The sequence below is a fragment of the Bacillus sp. HMSC036E02 genome, assembly GCF_001836235.1.
GTDB classification, from domain to species: domain Bacteria; phylum Bacillota; class Bacilli; order Bacillales; family Bacillaceae_G; genus Bacillus_A; species Bacillus_A cereus.
This window is the reverse complement of sequence record NZ_KV827869.1, coordinates 79,407-98,856: the sequence shown is the minus strand read 5'-3', so window position 1 is coordinate 98,856 and position 19,450 is coordinate 79,407. Positions and strand designations below refer to the sequence as shown.

The window sequence follows — 19,450 nt, the reverse complement described above, 5'->3', positions numbered from 1 at the left end:
CCTATGGGGGTAATAGAGTGAGTGTTAAACCGTTACAAGCAAAAGATGTGGCAGAGAAAGTGTTATTCGGAGAGTTATTCATTTTAGATGTTCGTAATGAGGCGGATTATGAAGATTGGAAAATTGAAGGGAAACAAGTTTCTTCTATTAATAAACCTTATTTTGACTTGTTAGATGGTGTAGATCATATTGTCAGTGAACTACCTAAAGATAAAGATGTTTTAGTAGTATGTGCAAAAGAAGGGTCTTCTATATTTGTGGCAGAGCAATTAACAGAGGCTGGATTAGAAAATATTTACTATTTATCTGGTGGTATGAAGGCTTGGAGTGAATATGTAAAGCCTATAAAAGTGGGAGATTTAAAAGATGGCGGAAGTATGTATCAGTTTAACCGTCTTGGAAAAGGTTGCTTATCATATATGGTTATTTCAAACGGTGAAGCAGCAGTTATTGATGCAGTAAGAACAGTTGAAGCGTACGAAGAGTTTGCGAAAGAGCATGGCGTTACGATTACGAATGTAATGGATACACATTTACATGCAGACCATATTTCCGGAGGACGTAAGTTAGCAGAAAAGGTAGGTGGTACGTATTGGTTACCACCAAAAGATGCAGAGGAAGTTGTTTTCTCATACGAACCGCTTGTTGAAGGATCTGTTATTACGGTGGGGGGTACTAAAATTGTAATTGACGCATTATACTCACCAGGGCATACGATTGGAAGTACGTCATTCATTGTAGATGATTCTTATTTATTATCAGGCGATATTTTATTTGTAGATTCAATTGGGCGTCCTGATCTTGCTGGTAAGGCTGAAGATTGGGTGAGTGATTTACGTAATACTTTGTATAGCCGATATAAAGAGCTATCTCAAAATTTAGTTGTGTTACCGGCTCATTATTCAAAAATAAGTGAAATGAACGAAAGTGGTATCGTTAGTGCAAAATTAAAAGATTTATTTGAGCATAATGCAGGATTAAATATTGAGGATGAGGGAGAGTTCCGTAAAGTTGTAACAGAAAACTTACCACCTCAGCCAAATGCATATGAAGAAATTCGTCAAACCAATATGGGTAAAATTCACCCAAGTGTGGATAAAGAGCGTGAAATGGAGATTGGTCCAAATCGTTGTGCAGTGCACGAATAATGAAATAAATAAAAAATGGAGGAATTGATGATGAATATAAAACAAGTGTTAGATGCGAAAGGTTTAGCATGTCCAATGCCGATTGTAAGAACAAAGAGAGCAATGGATGCTCTACAAACTGGAGAAGTGTTAGAAATACATGTAACGGATAAAGGGTCAGTTAAGGATATTCCAGCGTGGGCAAATAAAAGTGGTCATGACATCGTAAAGCATGTAGAAGAAGCTGATGTGCTGAAGTTTTGGATTAAGAAGGCGTAGGAAAAAATATTGTTATAAATGCAGAGAGGTTGGTTATATGAACACAATATTAAGTACGCTTTTCATTGTACTTGTTGCATGGTTTGTTATCTCACGATTTTTACCAGTGAAAGGTGTTCAAAACATCAGTGGAAAAGAATTAAAGAATATAGTGGAAAAAAAGGGGAAACAACTTATCGATGTTCGTACAGTTGGTGAATATAGAGGAAATCATATGAAAGGATTTCAAAATATCCCCCTAAATGATCTAGCAAGTAAGGCGAATCAATTAGATAAGAATAAGGAAGTAATCGTTATTTGCCAAAGTGGAATGAGAAGTAAGCAAGCAGCAAAGGTATTAAAGAAATTAGGATTTCAGCACGTTATCAATGTTTCAGGCGGTATGAATGGTTTGTGAGGAGGGGATTTAAAATGAAAGAAATGACAGTAAAAGAATTGGAAGAAAAATTGTTACGTAAAGAAGCAGTAAATATCGTGGACGTACGTGAAGTAGAAGAAGTAGCCGAAGGGAAAATTCCAGAAGCGTGTAATATTCCACTAGGACTATTAGAGTTTCGTATGCATGAGTTGGATAAAAAGAAAGAGTATATTATCGTTTGTCGTTCTGGCGGAAGAAGTGCACGAGCAGTTCAGTTTTTAGAGAGCTACGGTTTTCAAGCAATTAATATGGTAGGTGGTATGTTAGCATGGGAAGGTAAAGTCGTATAGTACAGAGATACATGATTTGAGCCTTTTTATAAATGATAAAATACCCCTATAGGTAATCGGAGGGAGAACAACATGGAACAACAGAAGAAAACAACAATCGTTTTATTTAGCGGAGATTATGATAAAGCAATGGCTGCTTATATTATTGCAAATGGTGCAGCGGCGTATGATCAAGAGGTAACTATTTTTCATACTTTTTGGGGATTAAATGCTTTAAGGAAAGATGAGCATGTGAAGGTAAAGAAAACTTTTATAGAAAAAGTGTTTGGAAAAATGATGCCACGCGGTGCGGATAAGATGGGATTATCAAAAATGAATTTTGCAGGTATGGGACCAAAGATGATTAAAGGTATTATGAAAAAACATAATGCGATGCCTTTACCAGATTTAATCGATTTGGCGAAAGAACAGGGGATTAAACTTGTCGCTTGTCAAATGACAGTAGATTTATTAGGGTTAAAAGAGGAAGAGATTATGGAAGGGGTAGAGTTTGCAGGAGTAGGAGCTTATTTAGCAGATGCTTCGGATGGGAATGTAAACTTATTCATTTAATTCATCTTCTTTCTAGAAGGGAGGGGATGTAAGATGAGCTTAGTCGTATTACTTTTTATAATTGGATTTATAGGATCGTTTATATCAGGAATGGTTGGAATTGGCGGTGCGATTATTAATTATCCGATGATCTTATACATTCCGGTATTGCTGGGGTTTTCTGGATATACATCACATGAAGTGAGCGGTATTACAGCGGTACAAGTATTCTTTGCAACTTTTGCAGGCGCTTGGGCATACCGGAAAAGTAATGACATGAATAAAACGTTAGTTATGTATATGGGAGCTAGTATATTAATAGGAAGCTTCATAGGGAGTTTCGGTGCTAACATATTAGAGGAACATACAGTCAATGTTGTTTATGCAGCATTAGCTACAATTGCAGCTATTATGATGTTTGTACCGAAACAAAATAATAGTGGAGATGTGAAGTATAATAAATGGTTAGCAAGCTTGTTAGCGTTCGTTGTAGGGGGAGCTTCAGGCATTATAGGAGCTGGAGGTTCGTTCCTTTTAGTTCCCATTATGCTAGTTATTTTAAAATTACCACTGCGCATGACGATCGCAACATCTATCGCTATTACGTTTATTTCCTCAATAGGGATTACTACAGGAAAAATGGTTACTGGGCAAGTAGTTATCATTCCAGCTCTAATTATTGCGGTTGCCAGTATATTTGCTGCGCCACTTGGAGCACGAGTCGGGAAGAGGCTAAATCAAAAAGTACTGCAATATGTATTGTCCACTTTAATTGTAGGCACTGCTGTTAAAATGTGGATCGATATGATATCAAAATAAAAGGATGGTGCTGCTTACAGCCCATCCTTTTATTTATTGCCCGTAAACCTAACGGATTATAGTTTTACTTTATGCCCAAATAACTTTCATTAAGTTTTTATATTCGTCATTTGCTAATTTATATAGCATTCTCGTATGTTCAAAGACAAGTGCTGGATTAAAGTTTGGTTCTGAGAATGCAAGAGATGTTGAAATATCAATTGCATTTTGCTTATTTAATGTGAATTTTGCAAAGCGATAAGATGTATTTAATTCATTGATGACATGTAAAATATCATTTGTTGATGTTGCATCAGGCACGTGAGCAACATTGAAGCAGTATATATCCACCGTAGGATGTTCGTTTTGGAAAGCAGCGATAAGTTGAATCTTTGCGCCAGCTTCAGTCTCTAATCCTACTGAAAAATGAACAGAGCCATCATTTTCATCTATATTTTCTTCCATGTATATATCGTTAGATTTTAAGTAGTCTTTAAAATCTGAGATGTTATGTTTTACTGCAGCTTTCATATGTATGAGCCCCCTGATAATTGGAATAGATTGCTACTATTTATTATAATTTAAAAATATTAAAAAAGATAGTTAGAAAGTTCTGATTTTTATATTTGGAAGAATAAAAAGAAGCGGTTCTCTACCTCCATAGAGAACCGCTTCTATATTATTCATTGTCATTAGACGATGTTTCTGTATCTTCACTGCTATTTTTGTTCTTATTTTTCACTTCATTGTTATTTGATTCGCGTTCACTTGAATTTTCAGACTTAGATTCTTTTGTCTTTTTCGAATCAGAGTTTGAGTCAGACTTTGTATATGCAGGTAGCCCAAGATGAGTACGAAGTTCATTTGTAACATTAGCTAATTCTTTTTTATCTGGATTGTAGTAGTAAGTTCGACCACCACCAGCAGATTTGCTACAAGTATCGTCACCTTTTGCCATATAGCAATCATCACCTTGGATTTGTAATTTCTCAATTTCCGAATCCGATCCATATTTATAGAATGAAAGCATATCATCAAATGTTAAGTTTGTAACGAATTGTCCGTTAATATCATCAATGATGTTGCCAACTTTTGTTACAGAACCAACACTTGTTAGTTTCTTTAAAATAGCTTCGATAACGAGTTGTTGACGTTGTCCACGCATTGCATCACTATCGATGTGTCTTGTTCTAGCAAGAGCAAGAGCTTCTTCGCCATTTAACTTTTGAACACCTTTTTCTAGGTGAATTGCCTCTGCATTATCATTGCTATCTTGCTCAGTAAATTCAACTGGTACATCAACTTCAACACCGCCCAAGTCATCGACGATTTTTATAAATGATTTAAAGTTGAATTTTACAAAATAATCGACAGGAACATTCATTAATTTTTCAACTGCATCAATGCTTGCTTGTGGTCCACCATTTTTTCCGTTTTTAGCAGAACCGAATGCATGAGCGTGTGTAATTTTATCTTTTTTCTTTTCTATTGGAATATAAGTATATGTGTCACGTGGGATACTTAATAGTTTAACAGTTTTGCTATCTTTATTAAATGTTGCAAGTAAAAGCGCGTCTGTTCTTATAGCTTCACCATATTCTTTTCCACGGACATCGCTTTCATCGACACCCATTATTAAAACAGAGACATTGTTTGTAATAGGTTTTACAGCCTTATCACGTAAATCAGATTTATCACCGCGTGCTAAATCGTGTGCGGCATTTCGAACAGCAGAAGATGCTTTATTTACTAAAAACCAAGTATAACCGCCGCCTATTAATAAAACGAATAGTATAGCGCTTATAATAATTTTTATTTTTTTCTTATTTTTTTTCGGTTTATTGCGTGTATTTTCTTGCAAAGATGGGTTTTGCTCCATTTCCTGTACTCCTTCATTTGGATTGAAATACGACACTCATATCCACTTATTATAATGAAATTTAGCGAAAAAAAACATTACAAAACATTTACATTTCGTAAAAATTCAATATATTTATAAAAAGTCAGATTTTCTATATATTATTTGTCAGATGTAGAATAAGTATAAGGGCTTTTAGTAGAAATGAAAATATATATTATGAGAAAGTGATAGGGAAGTAAGATTTGTTGAAATATAGCCAAGAAGAAATGAGTAAGCTTACTTATTTTTTCTATATAATAAGGAAGAATTTGACGGATAAAGGAGAGAGCATAATGAATCATACATTATTCCGAGCAATCGTTGTGAATGAAACGGAAAATCATCAGTTTGTAAGTAAAGTTGTTGAGAGAGAAGTAAGTAGTTTACCTGAGGGAGACGTAATCATACAAGTTCATTATTCTTCATTAAATTATAAAGATGCTCTTTCAGCTACTGGTAATAAAGGTGTTACGAGAACATATCCTCATACGCCGGGAATTGATGCTGCAGGAGAAGTTGTGAGTAGTGAAGATAACTCTTTTAAGGTAGGAGATCAAGTTATTGTAACGGGATATGACTTAGGTATGAATACCTCTGGTGGTTTCGGAGAATATATTCGCGTGCCATCATCTTGGGTCGTGCCTTTACCAGAAGGAATGTCATTAAGGGAAAGTATGATGTATGGGACAGCAGGTTTTACTGCGGCTTTGTCGGTATATAAGCTTATTGGAGCAGGAATCAAGCCTAATATGGGAGATGTTTTAGTAACGGGTGCTACAGGCGGCGTAGGGAGTGTAGCTGTTAGTATATTAAGTAAGTTAGGGTTTAACGTAGTAGGAGCGACAGGAAAAATGGAAGAGAAAGATATGCTACTACGTCTAGGAGCAAAAAAAGTAATTCATCGCGCGGAATTGAATGATGAATCAGGAAGACCGATGTTAAAAGGGATATACGCCGGAGTTATTGATACTGTAGGTGGACGTATGTTAGAAACAGCTTTAAAAACAGTAAAGTATGGTGGTTGTGTAACGACATGCGGTAATGTGGCAGGTCAGGAACTACAAACAACGGTATATCCGTTTATTTTACGGGGCATAAGCCTTTTAGGGGTAGATTCCGTGCAATGTCCAGTAGATGTGAGAAGAGATGTTTGGACGCTTTTAGCGAATGAATGGGGAAATAAAGAGTTACTGTCTTATACAGAAGAATGTACATTAGAAGAATTAGAGAAGAAGTTTACACTTATATTGCAAGGAAAGTTAAAAGGAAGAACAGTTGTTAAAATATAATAAGAAAGAGACGCTTACGTTAGCGTCTCTTTCTTATTATAATGATTGTTTTAAATTGATTTTTCCTTGTTCGCCTAAAACACCGTCAGCGATATTTACAGCGTGATCGCCAATGCGCTCTAAGTTACTTACCATATCGACGAAGATGATACTTGCATCACCTGAACAGCTGCGTTCGTTTAGACGTAATACGTGACGTTTACGAAGAACACGTTCCATTTGGTCGATTTTGCGTTCTTTTGCAATAACAGTTTGAGCTAGTTCAGTATCGAAGTTTGTTAAAGCTTCAACTGAGTCTTGCAGTGTTGAAATTGTTAACTCAAGCATTTCGTTTAATTCAGCTAATGCTTCATCTGATAGTGAAACACGGTTTGAAATTTGGAAATCTACAAGTTCTACAAGGTTTTCTACATGATCACCGACACGTTCAATATCTCCAACAACACCTGCTAAAACAGAATGTTTTTCAGAATCCGTAGGTGAAAGTGGCTTTTCTGATAGTAAAACTAAATACTCGGTAATTTTTTTATCTAAATTGTTAATAGCTCCTTCTAATTGAGTAGCCATGTTTGCGTGTTTTTTGTCTTGTGTATTTAAAAATTGATTTGCTTCTTTTAATCCATGTAATGAGAACTCAGCCATACGGATAATCTCTTTTTGAGCTTCAGTTAAAGCGATGGCTGGAGATTGTTCAATAAAGATTGGATTTAAATGTTGTGGTTTGAAGTCAATCGCTGCATCTTCACCACGAATAATTTTTGTTACGATCCATGCTAACACTGCAATGAACGGGAATTGAACGATTGTATTTGTTACGTTAAATGTTCCGTGTGCAAATGCAATAGTCATTTCTGGATTCAAGTTTAATGATGTTTGGAAATATTGAATTAAACTTGTAAATGGTACTAATAAAATTGTAAAGATAATTGTACCGATAATATTAAAGATAACGTGAACTAATGCTGCACGTCTTGCGGCAATAGAAGTACCGATTGCTGCTAATACAGCTGTAATTGTTGTACCGATGTTATCACCGAATAATACAGGAAGAGCTGCTTGTAAATCGATTGCACCTTGACCGAATAGTTCTTGTAAAATACCAATAGTTGCACTTGAACTTTGTACAATTAAAGTAAAGACTGTACCAACAACAATTCCTAAAATTGGATTATCACTCATGCTAACTGTTAATTCTTGGAATGATTCTAAAGAACGAAGAGGTTTCATACCTGCGCTCATTAATTCTAAACCGAAGAATAACATACCAAAACCGAATACAACTTGACCTACAGAATGTACTTTTTTATTTTTAAAGAAGAATAGTAAGATTGCTCCAATTGCCATAACTGGGAGAGCATATTCTCCGATTTTAATTCCGATAATAAATGCAGTAACTGTCGTACCGATGTTTGCACCCATAATAACACCGATTGCTTGTCTTAATGTCATAAATCCGGCACTTACAAGTCCGACTGTTAAAGCAGTTGTTCCTGAACTGGATTGGATTAATACCGTAACTAACATACCTGCTAGTACACCCATAAGTGGATTTGTTGTAAAACGATCTAGAATATCGCGAAGACGATCTCCAGCTGCTTGTTGCAGTCCATCGCCCATGTATTTAATCCCGAATAAGAAAATACCTAATCCACCAATGAACTGGAAGATCATATCTTGAACATTATATTCCACGCATTCCACTCCTTAAATTTCATGTACGATGTAATTATTAACTGAACCTTGAGGCACTGTAAACGGTTTGCTAGTAAAATTTACACTAAATTTACAAAGAGAAGAAAAGTTTACAATCCCTTAAAGAAACAGCTGTGTTTTATTGGTTTTCATCTTGTATAAATCTTAATTTTGTAAAGAAATCACACTTTTTAGAATAATATTGTTCAGTCGAATATTAAGGAAAGCGTCTGCGAGTTCATCGTATATTTTTTGATGAAAGTTAAAAAAATATGTAGGAAAATGCATGTAGTTTTATAACAGCAAAACGAGGGGAAATAATTCTTTTAACACGATAAAAAAGCCACTGAATTATCCAGCAGCTTTTTCCGTGTTTTTATCGCCATGCTTTTGTTTTCTTATGCTTGTAATGTAAATGAAGAGAAAAGCAATAAGTAATAGAGAGGAGTAACGATATACAGTTGCATAGTTTGTAAAATGAGCAATAAATCCAAATATAATCGCTCCAGCGCCGATTCCAAGGTCAAATGCGGAGAAGAATGTAGCCGTTGCTACGCCGCGTCGATGCGGTGCTACGCGGTCAATCATCCATGCTTGTAGTGCAGGTTGGATCGCTCCAAAACCACTTCCGTAACATGCTGCAGCAATAATTAAGCTCGGAATTGTCGTCGTATACGACAATAAAATAATGCCTGTAAAAGTTATAATAACTCCCGGAATGATGACGAATGTATGGCCTTTCGCATCATATAGCTTTCCAGAGAATGGACGCGTTACAGCGATTGCTAGTGCGTTACATAAAAAGAAGAGACTAATATCAGCTATGCCGACTTCTGTAGCAAATAGAGTGATAAAACTTCCGATTCCTCCGTACATTAATGTAATACATAATATTAATAATGAAGGAAGTAAAGCTTTACGCTCAATAAATCCATCGAGAAAAGTACTAGATGATTGTTGTGGAGGCTGTTTCGATTTTTGGATTTGAAGTAGTTTCGTTAATATTAATGAAACAATTGTGCACGATAATGCACATAAAAAAAGAATTGTGAAGTTATATGTTTGCATAAGCCATAGTCCGATAAGTGGACCGAGGGCCATTGCAATTGTTCCAGAAAGGCCAAAATATCCCATGCCTTCTCCGCGGCGAGCTGAGGGAATTAAATCAGAAACGACAGTTCCATATGTAGTCGTTGTAATACCGAAACCAGCTCCGTGTAAAATACGAACAGCAAGCAAGAGAAAGATAGTTGAGGCGAAAAGGTAACTGCCCATAGCGAGTAAACAGATAGCAGTGCCGATCATTAAAATGATTTTTTTATTGAATTTTTGCAAGGCGTTCCCAGTTAGCGGTCTAACAAAAAGTGCCGCAACGGTAAACATGCCGACAACAAATCCGATATTGGAACTTGTGCCACCAATTTCTTTCACATAAACAGGTAAGGTTGGAATTAACATTTGAAACCCTAAAAACATACATAAGTTTGCAAAAATTAAAGCAACAAACTCTTTTGTCCATAACGGTTCTCGTTTTACGAGTATTGCTTCTCCCATATATTCATCCCCTATATAAAGTTTTCTCTTTTCTTTCGAGTATATGTATTGGCCAATGCAACAGTCAAGGAAGGTGTCTTGAAAACGGATAACAATTTTTAAGATGAAAAACTGACAAATTTGTGTAAAAGCTACACAACTATGAAAAAAAGATGTAAAGTATAGATGTATAGACTTGTAGGTGTTAAGAATGATAGAAATTGTTTTTTCTTTAAAGAAAGCGGATTTAAAAGAGTAGTGAACAAGAAGGGGATATATACTTTTTCACTATATATATTTGAAAGGGTTTACAATATGATGAAGAAAGAGGCGTGTACATATGAGACGATTAGGTATTTCTATTTATCCAGAACATTCAACAGTAGAGAAAGATAAGGAGTATTTAACATTAGCAAGTAAATATGGATTTACACGTGTGTTCACATGTTTATTATCTGTGGATGGAGAAAAAGAGAAAATTATAGAAGAATTTAAAGAAACGATCTCTCATGCGAATGCATTAGGGTTCCAAGTATTAGTCGATATTAGTCCATCTGTTTTTGAACAATTAGGTATTTCGTATAATGATTTATCATTCTTCCATGAATTAGGTGCGTACGGTATTCGTTTAGATGTCGGTTTCTCAGGATTAGAAGAATCAATTATGACTTATAATCCGTATGGTTTGAAAATTGAGATTAATATGAGCAATGGTACGAAGTATGTAGATAACATTATGAGTCATAGACCAAATCGTGAAAATTTAATTGGTTGTCATAATTTTTATCCGCATCGTTATTCAGGATTATCATACGATCATTTCATTAAATGCTCGAAACAATTTAAAGATTACGGTATGAGAACGGCAGCTTTTATTTCATCATTTGATGCAACATACGGACCGTGGCCAGTAACAGAAGGGTTATGTACATTAGAGCAGCATCGTGAATTACCGATGACAACACAGGCGAAACATTTATTCGCGACGGAATTAATTGATGATGTTATTATTGCAAACGCATATGCGTCAGAAGAATTACAAGCACTAGGTGCATTAAATAAAGAGAAACAAACATTTGATATAGAAATATATGATACAACGACAGAACTAGAAAGAATTATCGTATTAAACGAACCACATTTTTATCGCGGAGATGTATCTGAATATATGATTCGTTCTACACAAAGTCGTGTGAAATATAAAAAAGAAGAGTTTAAACCTCATAATACGCGTGAAATTAAGCGTGGGGATTTATTAATTGATAATGAACAATATGGCCAGTATAAAGGCGAATTACAAATTGCATTAAAAGATATGGTGAATACAGGAAAAACAAATGTAGTTGGTCGAATTGTAGAAGAAGAGATTTTCTTACTAGACTATTTACAAGCATGGGATAAATTCGGATTCACATTAAAGAAATAGAGAGAATATAAAGGGGAAAAACTACTGATTTCAGCAGCTTTTCCCCCTTTATATATAAAGAGCGAGAGGAAGAGCTATGACAAAGGTGCATCAGCGATTAATTTCTATTTTAGAGGAATTTTTAGAAGAGAAATCGATGTTAAATCGAGCTTTTTTAGCGGGCCGTTTACATGTATCAACGAAGACGATTCAAAAGGATATAAAATTATTAAATGATATATTGGAAGAAAATGGAGCGAAAATCGAATCGCAAAGAGGGACTGGGTACGAATTAGAAATTATACAAAAGAAGAAATTTGAAGACTTTTGTGTGAGTCTATTTCAAAAACAGACGGAAAAGATCCCAACTTCTTATGAAGAAAGAATAGCGTACATTCTGCAGCGTGTTTTAATGACAGAGGGATATGTGAAGCTTTCAGAATTAGCGGAAGAGATGTATGTGAGCAAATCAACGGTCAATTTAATTATGAAAGATGTTACAGATATATGTGGTTGCTATGAATTACAAATTGAGAAGAGACCGTATTATGGTATACGTATTGTTGGAGAGGAATTTAATATTCGTTCTTGTTTATCACAATATGGTTTACCGCGTTATGACCATACTCCGTTTCATGAGCAATTTGAGCAGACGGAGACATATTTATCGCTACCTCATATATCACTCATTCGTTCAATTATATTAAAGTATATTGAAGGCGGAACAATATATTTATCTGATATAGAAATTGATAATTTAGTCATTCATATTGCAATCGCATTAAAGCGTTGTCAAAGTCAACATTATATAAAAGGACTGCATGCGGAGCAATCAGAACTTATACTAAAGAAAGAATATACAATTGCGAAGCAGATTTTAGGAGATTTAGAGAAAGAGTTGAAATTTTCATTTCCAGAAGAAGAAGTATTATATGTGACGATGCATTTATTAAGTACTGCTGTTACAACGAGAGATCGCTATGAAAATGTAGAAGAGCTATTAGGAAAAGATATATATGCATTTATGCAACATATTCTTTTTAAAGTAGCGGAAGAACGGAATCTTATTTTTTATTATGATGAAGAATTATTATTTGGATTTGGTATTCATTTAAAAACGTTATTAAATCGTTTGAAGTATAAGCTAAATACGAGAAATCCTCTTTTGGCAGAAGTGAAAAAGAATTATCCGTATGCTTTTGAAATTGCTGTTCTCGTTGGAGATATCATTGGTGAATATACGGGTGAATCGATCCCTGAAAGTGAAATTGGTTATATTGCAATTCACTTCGGCGGAGCGATGAGCCGTTTGCAGGAGCAAAATCAAAAGAAAAGATGCTTATTAGTTTGTGCGACTGGTCAAGGAAGTGCACAACTATTAAAATATAAAATTTTATCACAGTTCCGAGATAAATTAGAGATTGTAGGTATTACAGGCTATTATCAATTGAAAGTAGAAGATCTTTATAAAGAAAAAATAGATTGTATTATTAGTACGATTCATATACCGAGTGGCTTGCCTGTTCCAGTTATAAAAGTGAATTCAATATTTGATGATAAAGAGATTAAATCGATTGGTCAGCGGTTGTTTACGCATGTGAATACTAGTGTGCAGCCTTATATTAAGGAAGATTTAATCTTTTTAAATCATAATGCTTCTACGAAAGAGGATGTTATTCAGTTTTTATGTGAGAAAGCTGCTGAGAAACGCTATGTACCAGAAAACTTTTATGCTTCTGTTATGGAAAGAGAAAATACGTCTCCGACAGCGGTTGGGAATTCAGTTGCAATCCCGCATCCGATGCAGTTATTAAGTGAGGAAACTTTTCTGATGTTTTGCACACTTGAAAAGGCTGTTGATTGGGGAGATAAAAAAGTACAAGTAATTATTTTATTTAGTGTAAAGCGCAATAATAATGAAGATTTGCAAAGGCTTTATGATTTTTTATATGATATTATGTCTAGTCAAACTACGATAGAGAAACTTACTCAGACCGAGGTAATTGAAGATTTTCAAGAGATTTTATTATCATTTTGAAAAAGTATATAAAAACTTCCGTTACATAACGGAAGTTTTTTATGTTTAATTGTATGCGTTTTCATAATAAGATAAAAATATAGAAAACATATAGCTTGGGGGAATTTAAAATGGCTGATATGCAAACTCCATTTGCGTTAATTTTACATGGTGGTAATGCGAGAAGCGCGGCGCTTGAAGCAATTGCTTTTGCAAGACAAGGAGATTTCGGGAATGCCGGTGAAAAGATGAAACTTGCTAGTGAGGAAATTTCAGCAGCGCACCGTATTCAAACGGATTTAATTCAAGAAGAGGCAAGAGGAAATCATGCAGAAATTAGTTTACTGTTAGTGCACGCACAAGATCATTTAATGAATGCAATTACAGTGAAAGAACTGGCTGAAGAATTTATTGCTCTTCATAAACGAGTAGAAGAGAAAGTGACAGTATAAGATGTACATTTTATTATGTTGTGCAGCAGGTATGTCAACGAGTATGGTCGTAAGAAAAATGCAAGAAGAGGCAAAGAAACAGGGGAAGAATTATAAAATTAAGGCGGTTGATTCAGAACTTGTGAAACTTGAAATAAAGGAAGCCGATGTCGTTTTAATCGGTCCACAAGTGAAATATTTATTTCCAGCTGTAGAGTTTCTTGCGAACTCATACAACATACCAGTTGCGATTATAGACCAACGAGATTATGGTATGTGTGATGGTTTGAAAGTGCTTAAGCAAGCAGAACAATTAGTTTTAGCATAATTATATCTTTTTAAATATAAACATTATAATGTTATAAAGTTTATTTCATTCTTTTATAGTAGAGAGAAAGAGGAGGGCTATTGATGAATGGGTTTATGAGTTTTATGGAACAAAAGATTATGCCAACAACGCAAAAGATTGCAGGACAACGACATTTATTAGCAATTCGAAATGGGGTTATTTCTACATTACCGTTAACGATCGTCGGATCATTTTTCGTTATCTTTTTAAATTTACCAATTGATGCATATATGGAATGGATTGCACCGTTTCGCCATATTTTAGATATTCCATTTCGATTTACAGTAGGACTAATGGCATTATACGCAGCGTTTGGTGTAGGGGCTTCGCTCGCGAACTTTTATCAGCTCAATCAGTTAAGTGCAGGGTTATTATCTGTACTCGCCTTTTTACTAGCATCAGTTGAACCAATTCAAATTACGAAAGCTGTACCAGGTGTTATTGATGCAGGTAGATATATTTCAGTAGGAACATTAAGTGCAACGTCTTTATTTGGCGCAATTGTTACAGCATTAATTGCAGTAGAAATTTATCATTTTATGATTAAGCATAATATCTCGATTAAATTACCAGATAGTGTACCACCAGCAGTTTCAAATTCGTTTGCAGCATTAATTCCAACGTTAGCAGTTATTCTTTTATTCTGGGGCATTCGCTACGGTTTGAAATTCGATGTAAATACAACAATTACATATTTAATCGCACCATTAAAATCAGTATTAGTAGGAAATAATTTATTCGGTGGTTTATTAACAGTATTCTTAATCGTGTTTTTCTGGTCATTCGGTATACATGGACCAGCGATTTTAGGACCAATTATTCGTCCGATGTGGGATTCAGCAATTCTTGAAAATATGGAAGTATTCACGGCTACAGGAAATGCACATCAGTTACCAAACTTATTTACAGAGCAGTTCATTCAATGGTTCGTATGGATTGGCGGATCAGGCTCAACGTTAGCTTTAGTTATTATGTTTATGTTCTCTAAATCTAAGTTCTTAAAAGAGTTAGGTAGATTATCATTCGTGCCAGGCTTATTCAATATTAACGAACCAATTATTTTCGGTGCACCAATTGTAATGAACCCAATCTTAATTATTCCGTTCGTTATTACACCGTTAGTGACAACGACAGTATCATATTTCGCAGTTGTTTCAGGTATGATTCCACTTATGATGGCGAAACTGCCATTTACGATGTTAGCACCAATTGCAGCGGTGATTAGTACGGACTGGACAATTATGGCTGGTGTACTTGTACTTGTTAACTTTGTTATCTCGTTCGTTATTTACTATCCATTCTTCAAAATGTATGAGAAACAACAATTAGCAGGAGAGGAGAAAACAGAATGCTCGGAGCAATTATCATCTTAATTACATTCGTGGTCGGACAGTGTATTGCCCATTATTCGAAATGGGTACAAAGTAAATCTTTATTAGTGTTACTATTAGTATCAGTTTTATTTATCGGTTGTTCAATGGGTGCATATGTAATGTTAGGATTGCAATCACCGTACGTAATTATTGTACCGACAATTTTATGTGCAACGTGTTTATCTGCAAAATATAGATTTACGAGCATGGCATTAATACAACGTGTGAAGGAGATGCAAAAGCATGGAGCGTAAATTAGGAATTTCACTTTACCCAGAACATTCAACGAAAGAAAAAGATATGGCTTATATTTCCGCAGCGGCACGACACGGTTTTTCAAGAATATTTACTTGTTTGTTATCTGTGAATCGTCCGAAAGAAGAAATTGTAGCTGAATTTAAAGAGATTATCAATCACGCAAAAGATAACAATATGGAAGTTATTTTAGATGTAGCTCCGGCTGTGTTTGATCAGCTTGGTATTAGTTATAGCGATTTATCATTCTTCGCGGAGTTAGGCGCAGACGGTATTCGTTTAGATGTAGGCTTCGACGGGTTAACTGAAGCGAAAATGACGAATAATCCGTACGGTTTAAAAATTGAGTTAAATGTAAGTAACGATATTGCGTACTTAGAAAATATTCTTTCGCATCAAGCGAATAAATCAGCTTTAATTGGTTGCCATAATTTTTATCCGCAAAAATTCACTGGTCTTCCGTACGATTATTTCATTCGCTGTAGTGAACGCTTTAAAAAGCATGGTATTCGCAGTGCAGCTTTTATTACATCACATGCCGCAAACATCGGTCCATGGGATATTAACGACGGATTATGTACGTTAGAAGAGCATCGTAATTTACCAATTGAAGTACAAGCGAAGCATTTATGGGCAACAGGGCTAATCGATGATGTCATTATCGGAAATGCTTATGCGAGTGAGGAAGAGTTAGAGAAACTAGGAAACTTAAATCGCTACATGTTACAGCTAAAGGTACACTTTGTAGACGAAGCGACTGAAGTAGAAAAGAGAGCCACGCTGCAAGAATTACACGTAAGGCGCGGTGACATAACAGAATATATGGTACGTTCTACAGAAGTGCGTAAAAAGTACAAAGACTATGACTTCCCAGTGCGCGAAAGTGTGCTGCAGGAAAGAGGGCAAGTTGTAATTGGAAACAATTCATTTGGTAAGTATAAAGGTGAACTGCAAATCATTCTGAAAGAAATGCCGATAGATGAACGGAAAAATATCGTCGGTACAATTGCGGAAGAGGAGTTATTCTTACTAGATTATGTAGGAGCTTGGACGCAGTTTACTTGTGTGGAATAGGGAAGAGAAGGAGAGGATGCTGTGGCATTCTCTTTTTTCTGTTGATATAGTAGTCTATCGTATATAGAATGCAAAGAGATAGATTTGATTTTGACGGGAGCGAAGGAGATGGAAGAGTATATAGATGGTTTATTAAGGCGGATGGCTGATGAAGATACAGAGGTTAGGCACCGTGCTTATGATGAAGCAAAAGAGCTAGATGACCTATTAACGTTTCCTTATTTACAGCAGAAGGTAACCAAAGCAAAAAAAATAGCAATGAAGAAAGATATGTATTATGTAATGACGAAACTTGCTATTAATACGAAAGAGATCAGTATTGCTGATTATCTTATAGATTGTTTGGAATGTGAACAAAACCCGACTTTGTTAAGTGAACTGCTTAGTAATATTTATACACTGCCAGAAGTAAGTGATACAAATAAAATTATTCCGTATATTTACCATAAAAACGATAGTGTTCGTTTTTGGGCAGTTTCTTCCTTAAAGTTATGTAAATCATTAGAAGCGGAGAGTGCTTTACTAAAGTTGCTGGATACTCAAGAAAATAAAGATGAGATTACAAATATTTGTTATACCTTGCTTGAGATTGGAACAAATCAATCGATTCTGCCGTTAACAAAGCTTTTATATAGTAATAGTGCCTATGTTCGTTCAACTGTTATTGAGGTGTTAGAAAAAATAGGGGGATCGGACTTACAAATAGTTTATATTGAAGCTTTACAGGATAGAAATGTGATGGTGAAATATGAAGCTGTTCGAGCTATTTATACGTATGGCGACGAAATGGCAATGAGACCAATTTGCGAACGTGTGAATAAAATTGTTGCTAGAAGACGGAAAAATGAAGCAGAGCCTACGGATGAAGCAGAGATTATCATTGCTCTTCGTTTCTTACATAAGTTTGCTAATCATGAAGAAGTTTTAAAGATATTTGATAAAGTGTATAAAAAACGTGGAAACTTGTTTGTGTCGGAGAGGAAGTGGCTTCGAGACAATATTACTTACTTTCAAGAGAAAGAAAGAATGTAAGAATCATAAAAAAAGAGCCAGCCTCAACGATGAGACTGACTCTTTTTTACTAACTAGTTTAATACTTTAACTGTAACTGTTTTACGTCCCCAGCTACTTGATGTACCTTTATCTGGCATTAAAACGTCGATTTTATTACCTTTAATAGCTCCACCAGTATCACCAGCGATTGCTACTCCGTAACCTTCAACCCATACTTTTGAACCTAATGGAATTACACTTGGATCAACTGCAATAAGTTTCATGTTTGGATTAGCTGTTAAGTTATGACCTAAAGCTGATTTTACTTGGTCGCCTGCTTTATAACCATTTTCAAGTGGATCTGCTGTGTAAGCTGTTGCTACAACACGTAACTCACGAGAAGATGATGGTGCACTTGTTTCAGTTTCTTTTGCAACAGGTTGTTGTGTAGCTGGTTTTTGAGCTTTAGCCGCTTCACGAGCTTTAGCTGCTTCTTGAGCTTTAACTTCTGCTTGAGCTTCAGCATCTGCCTGAGCCTTAGCCGCTTCACGAGCTTTAGCTGCTTCTTGAGCTTTAGCCGCTTCACGAGCTTCAGCTGCTTCTTGAGCCTTAGCTTCTTGAGCTTTAGCCGCTTCACGAGCTTTGGCTGCTTCTTGAGCCTTAGCCGCTGCTTGAGCTTCAGCATCTGCTTGAGCCTTAGCAGCTTCACGAGCTTTAGCCGCCTCTTGAGCTTTAACTTCTGCTTGAGCTTCAGCATCTGCCTGAGCCTTAGCCGCTTCACGAGCTTTAGCTGCTTCTTGAGCTTTAACTTCTGCTTGAGCTTCAGCTGCTTCGCGAGCTTTAGTTGCTTCTTGAGCTTTAGCTTTTGCTTGAGTTTCAGCTACTTCCTGAGCTTTAGCAGCTTCACGAACTTTAGCTGTATCTTGAACTGTAGTCGTTTTTTCAACTTTAGCTACTGGTTGAACTTTAACTGGTGCTTTACCTGTTAAGTAAGGAACATGAACATAAGCTGTTTTCCCGTTATATTCAAATTGAATCCAATCATTTTGTACTTGGTGTGTTGTTTCAATTATATCATCTTTTTTCAACTTACCAAGAATCTCTGAGTCTGTGTTTGCTCCAGCACGTACGTTTAATACGTTTGCTGTTACGTAGTAAGTGTCTTTTGTATAGTCAGCGCTTATGAAAGCTTCTTTACCGCTATTCAATTGAACTTTTGACCAACCATTTTCTGTATGTAAAACATTTACTTTATATCCATCTAATAATTTTCCTACAACTTTTGATTCAGTAGTTGGGTTTTCTCGTACGTTTAGTACGTCAGTCGTTACGATTGTTTCTGCTTTAGCAGATGTTGTGAAAATCCCAAGACCAAAAACCGCTGCTGTTGCTATACCCATAAATTTTTTCATAATAGCCTCCATTGCATTTGTTTTCGTTGACCTCATTATAGCAACCATTATTTTCTTATTTGCGAAAAACATAAAATTACAAAGCTTTCGTAACGGGGCATTAATATTCTGTAACAATTCCATAAATATCCTGATAGCGCTTCCTTGTTGTTTTTTGGCGTATCAGGGCATATGAAACACAAAATGAGTAGTATTTCAATTACTGTAACGTTAATAATGTTACAGTAATATTTCTATGTGATATCTATAGTGTTGCAAAAGTAGCGTATTTTACTGTTTGAATG

The 19,450-nt window shown here is 35.5% G+C and carries 20 protein-coding genes; 15 read left to right on the top strand and 5 right to left on the bottom strand.

All coding sequences use genetic code 11. The features are described 5' to 3' along the window. Positions 1 to 17 precede the first annotated feature (17 nt). From HMPREF2590_RS24770 to HMPREF2590_RS24745, 6 genes are all read left to right on the top strand, one after another. On the top strand, positions 18 to 1,148 hold the full coding sequence (locus tag HMPREF2590_RS24770) for an MBL fold metallo-hydrolase (protein WP_000114053.1): 1,131 nt from the start codon (positions 18 to 20) through the stop codon (positions 1,146 to 1,148). A gap of 27 nt (positions 1,149 to 1,175) precedes the next feature. Next, the gene (locus tag HMPREF2590_RS24765; protein ID WP_050821650.1) at positions 1,176 to 1,406 is read left to right on the top strand and encodes a sulfurtransferase TusA family protein; all 231 of its coding nucleotides are present in this window, start codon (positions 1,176 to 1,178) and stop codon (positions 1,404 to 1,406) included. 37 nt (positions 1,407 to 1,443) lie between these two features. Then, positions 1,444 to 1,803 carry a rhodanese-like domain-containing protein gene (locus tag HMPREF2590_RS24760; protein ID WP_050821652.1) on the top strand — a complete coding sequence of 120 codons (360 nt, stop codon included), beginning with the start codon at positions 1,444 to 1,446 and terminating at the stop codon, positions 1,801 to 1,803. A 14-nt stretch (positions 1,804 to 1,817) separates the two neighbouring features. After that, a complete protein-coding gene (locus HMPREF2590_RS24755) occupies positions 1,818 to 2,114 on the top strand; it encodes a rhodanese-like domain-containing protein (RefSeq protein WP_000661816.1) in 297 nt (98 codons plus the stop codon). A 72-nt stretch (positions 2,115 to 2,186) separates the two neighbouring features. Then, positions 2,187 to 2,666, top strand: coding sequence for a DsrE/DsrF/DrsH-like family protein (locus HMPREF2590_RS24750; RefSeq protein WP_000437728.1), 480 nt, complete (start codon positions 2,187 to 2,189; stop codon positions 2,664 to 2,666). A 33-nt stretch (positions 2,667 to 2,699) separates the two neighbouring features. Next, positions 2,700 to 3,464 carry a sulfite exporter TauE/SafE family protein gene (locus HMPREF2590_RS24745; protein ID WP_000060715.1) on the top strand — a complete coding sequence of 255 codons (765 nt, stop codon included), beginning with the start codon at positions 2,700 to 2,702 and terminating at the stop codon, positions 3,462 to 3,464. A 69-nt stretch (positions 3,465 to 3,533) separates the two neighbouring features. Here the strand turns inward: HMPREF2590_RS24745 and HMPREF2590_RS24740 are convergent, their stop codons facing one another. Together HMPREF2590_RS24740 and HMPREF2590_RS24735 are read right to left on the bottom strand one after the other, a co-directional pair. Next, complete coding sequence (locus HMPREF2590_RS24740) at positions 3,534 to 3,974, bottom strand: hypothetical protein (protein ID WP_000642362.1); 441 nt, start codon at positions 3,972 to 3,974, stop codon at positions 3,534 to 3,536. A gap of 148 nt (positions 3,975 to 4,122) precedes the next feature. Then, complete coding sequence (locus HMPREF2590_RS24735; protein WP_000437392.1) at positions 4,123 to 5,322, bottom strand: LCP family protein; 1,200 nt, start codon at positions 5,320 to 5,322, stop codon at positions 4,123 to 4,125. Positions 5,323 to 5,636: 314 nt separating this feature from the next. Here HMPREF2590_RS24735 and HMPREF2590_RS24730 point away from each other — a divergent pair, with 314 nt between their 5' ends. Then, positions 5,637 to 6,632, top strand: a complete 996-nt coding sequence (locus tag HMPREF2590_RS24730) for a YhdH/YhfP family quinone oxidoreductase (RefSeq protein WP_050821654.1) — start codon at positions 5,637 to 5,639, stop codon at positions 6,630 to 6,632. Between the two features lie 36 nt (positions 6,633 to 6,668). Here the strand turns inward: HMPREF2590_RS24730 and HMPREF2590_RS24725 are convergent, their stop codons facing one another. Together HMPREF2590_RS24725 and HMPREF2590_RS24720 are read right to left on the bottom strand one after the other, a co-directional pair. Then, positions 6,669 to 8,324, bottom strand: coding sequence for a Na/Pi cotransporter family protein (locus HMPREF2590_RS24725; protein ID WP_050821656.1), 1,656 nt, complete (start codon positions 8,322 to 8,324; stop codon positions 6,669 to 6,671). A 351-nt stretch (positions 8,325 to 8,675) separates the two neighbouring features. After that, a complete protein-coding gene (locus HMPREF2590_RS24720; protein ID WP_000503237.1) occupies positions 8,676 to 9,878 on the bottom strand; it encodes an MFS transporter in 1,203 nt (400 codons plus the stop codon). 319 nt (positions 9,879 to 10,197) lie between these two features. Between HMPREF2590_RS24720 and HMPREF2590_RS24715 the strand changes: the two genes are divergently transcribed. The 8 genes from HMPREF2590_RS24715 to HMPREF2590_RS24680 all read left to right on the top strand — a co-directional run bounded on the left by HMPREF2590_RS24715 (position 10,198) and on the right by HMPREF2590_RS24680 (position 17,793). Beyond that, positions 10,198 to 11,283: a DUF871 domain-containing protein gene (locus HMPREF2590_RS24715; protein ID WP_050821658.1), complete on the top strand. Its 1,086-nt coding sequence runs from the start codon at positions 10,198 to 10,200 to the stop codon at positions 11,281 to 11,283. A gap of 76 nt (positions 11,284 to 11,359) precedes the next feature. Then, on the top strand, positions 11,360 to 13,300 hold the full coding sequence (locus HMPREF2590_RS24710; RefSeq protein WP_000169793.1) for a BglG family transcription antiterminator: 1,941 nt from the start codon (positions 11,360 to 11,362) through the stop codon (positions 13,298 to 13,300). Positions 13,301 to 13,410: 110 nt separating this feature from the next. Continuing rightward, complete coding sequence (locus HMPREF2590_RS24705) at positions 13,411 to 13,731, top strand: PTS lactose/cellobiose transporter subunit IIA (RefSeq protein WP_000774631.1); 321 nt, start codon at positions 13,411 to 13,413, stop codon at positions 13,729 to 13,731. A gap of 1 nt (position 13,732) precedes the next feature. Further along, the gene (locus HMPREF2590_RS24700; protein WP_000275642.1) at positions 13,733 to 14,038 is read left to right on the top strand and encodes a PTS sugar transporter subunit IIB; all 306 of its coding nucleotides are present in this window, start codon (positions 13,733 to 13,735) and stop codon (positions 14,036 to 14,038) included. Positions 14,039 to 14,121: 83 nt separating this feature from the next. Next, positions 14,122 to 15,432 carry a PTS sugar transporter subunit IIC gene (locus HMPREF2590_RS24695; protein ID WP_001013053.1) on the top strand — a complete coding sequence of 437 codons (1,311 nt, stop codon included), beginning with the start codon at positions 14,122 to 14,124 and terminating at the stop codon, positions 15,430 to 15,432. Next, complete coding sequence (locus HMPREF2590_RS24690) at positions 15,408 to 15,686, top strand: hypothetical protein (RefSeq protein ID WP_000900048.1); 279 nt, start codon at positions 15,408 to 15,410, stop codon at positions 15,684 to 15,686. The genes HMPREF2590_RS24695 and HMPREF2590_RS24690 overlap by 25 nt, the downstream gene beginning before the upstream one ends. Continuing rightward, entirely contained in the window at positions 15,676 to 16,761 is a 1,086-nt protein-coding gene (locus HMPREF2590_RS24685; protein ID WP_044584158.1) for a DUF871 domain-containing protein, read from the top strand. The genes HMPREF2590_RS24690 and HMPREF2590_RS24685 overlap by 11 nt, the downstream gene beginning before the upstream one ends. A 108-nt stretch (positions 16,762 to 16,869) precedes the next feature. Then, entirely contained in the window at positions 16,870 to 17,793 is a 924-nt protein-coding gene (locus tag HMPREF2590_RS24680; protein WP_000393389.1) for a HEAT repeat domain-containing protein, read from the top strand. A gap of 53 nt (positions 17,794 to 17,846) precedes the next feature. Here the strand turns inward: HMPREF2590_RS24680 and entC are convergent, their stop codons facing one another. Further along, a complete protein-coding gene (gene entC, locus HMPREF2590_RS24675) occupies positions 17,847 to 19,289 on the bottom strand; it encodes a cell wall-binding protein EntC (RefSeq protein WP_070861605.1) in 1,443 nt (480 codons plus the stop codon). Positions 19,290 to 19,450 lie beyond the last annotated feature (161 nt).

What these genes read in the sequence shown, in the direction of transcription:
- HMPREF2590_RS24750 (WP_000437728.1), top strand. Translation starts at nt 2,187, where the DNA reads ATGGAACAACAGAAGAAAACAACAATCGTTTTATTTAGCGGAGATTAT.
- HMPREF2590_RS24695 (WP_001013053.1), top strand. Translation starts at nt 14,122, where the DNA reads ATGAATGGGTTTATGAGTTTTATGGAACAAAAGATTATGCCAACAACG.
- HMPREF2590_RS24730 (WP_050821654.1), top strand. Translation starts at nt 5,637, where the DNA reads ATGAATCATACATTATTCCGAGCAATCGTTGTGAATGAAACGGAAAAT.
- HMPREF2590_RS24715 (WP_050821658.1), top strand. Translation starts at nt 10,198, where the DNA reads ATGAGACGATTAGGTATTTCTATTTATCCAGAACATTCAACAGTAGAG.
- HMPREF2590_RS24680 (WP_000393389.1), top strand. Translation starts at nt 16,870, where the DNA reads ATGGAAGAGTATATAGATGGTTTATTAAGGCGGATGGCTGATGAAGAT.
- entC (WP_070861605.1), bottom strand. Translation starts at nt 19,289, where the DNA reads ATGGAATTGTTACAGAATATTAATGCCCCGTTACGAAAGCTTTGTAAT.
- HMPREF2590_RS24760 (WP_050821652.1), top strand. Translation starts at nt 1,444, where the DNA reads ATGAACACAATATTAAGTACGCTTTTCATTGTACTTGTTGCATGGTTT.
- HMPREF2590_RS24765 (WP_050821650.1), top strand. Translation starts at nt 1,176, where the DNA reads ATGATGAATATAAAACAAGTGTTAGATGCGAAAGGTTTAGCATGTCCA.
- HMPREF2590_RS24720 (WP_000503237.1), bottom strand. Translation starts at nt 9,878, where the DNA reads ATGGGAGAAGCAATACTCGTAAAACGAGAACCGTTATGGACAAAAGAG.
- HMPREF2590_RS24745 (WP_000060715.1), top strand. Translation starts at nt 2,700, where the DNA reads ATGAGCTTAGTCGTATTACTTTTTATAATTGGATTTATAGGATCGTTT.
- HMPREF2590_RS24685 (WP_044584158.1), top strand. Translation starts at nt 15,676, where the DNA reads ATGGAGCGTAAATTAGGAATTTCACTTTACCCAGAACATTCAACGAAA.
- HMPREF2590_RS24705 (WP_000774631.1), top strand. Translation starts at nt 13,411, where the DNA reads ATGGCTGATATGCAAACTCCATTTGCGTTAATTTTACATGGTGGTAAT.
- HMPREF2590_RS24690 (WP_000900048.1), top strand. Translation starts at nt 15,408, where the DNA reads ATGCTCGGAGCAATTATCATCTTAATTACATTCGTGGTCGGACAGTGT.
- HMPREF2590_RS24710 (WP_000169793.1), top strand. Translation starts at nt 11,360, where the DNA reads ATGACAAAGGTGCATCAGCGATTAATTTCTATTTTAGAGGAATTTTTA.
- HMPREF2590_RS24735 (WP_000437392.1), bottom strand. Translation starts at nt 5,322, where the DNA reads ATGGAGCAAAACCCATCTTTGCAAGAAAATACACGCAATAAACCGAAA.
- HMPREF2590_RS24755 (WP_000661816.1), top strand. Translation starts at nt 1,818, where the DNA reads ATGAAAGAAATGACAGTAAAAGAATTGGAAGAAAAATTGTTACGTAAA.
- HMPREF2590_RS24740 (WP_000642362.1), bottom strand. Translation starts at nt 3,974, where the DNA reads ATGAAAGCTGCAGTAAAACATAACATCTCAGATTTTAAAGACTACTTA.
- HMPREF2590_RS24700 (WP_000275642.1), top strand. Translation starts at nt 13,733, where the DNA reads ATGTACATTTTATTATGTTGTGCAGCAGGTATGTCAACGAGTATGGTC.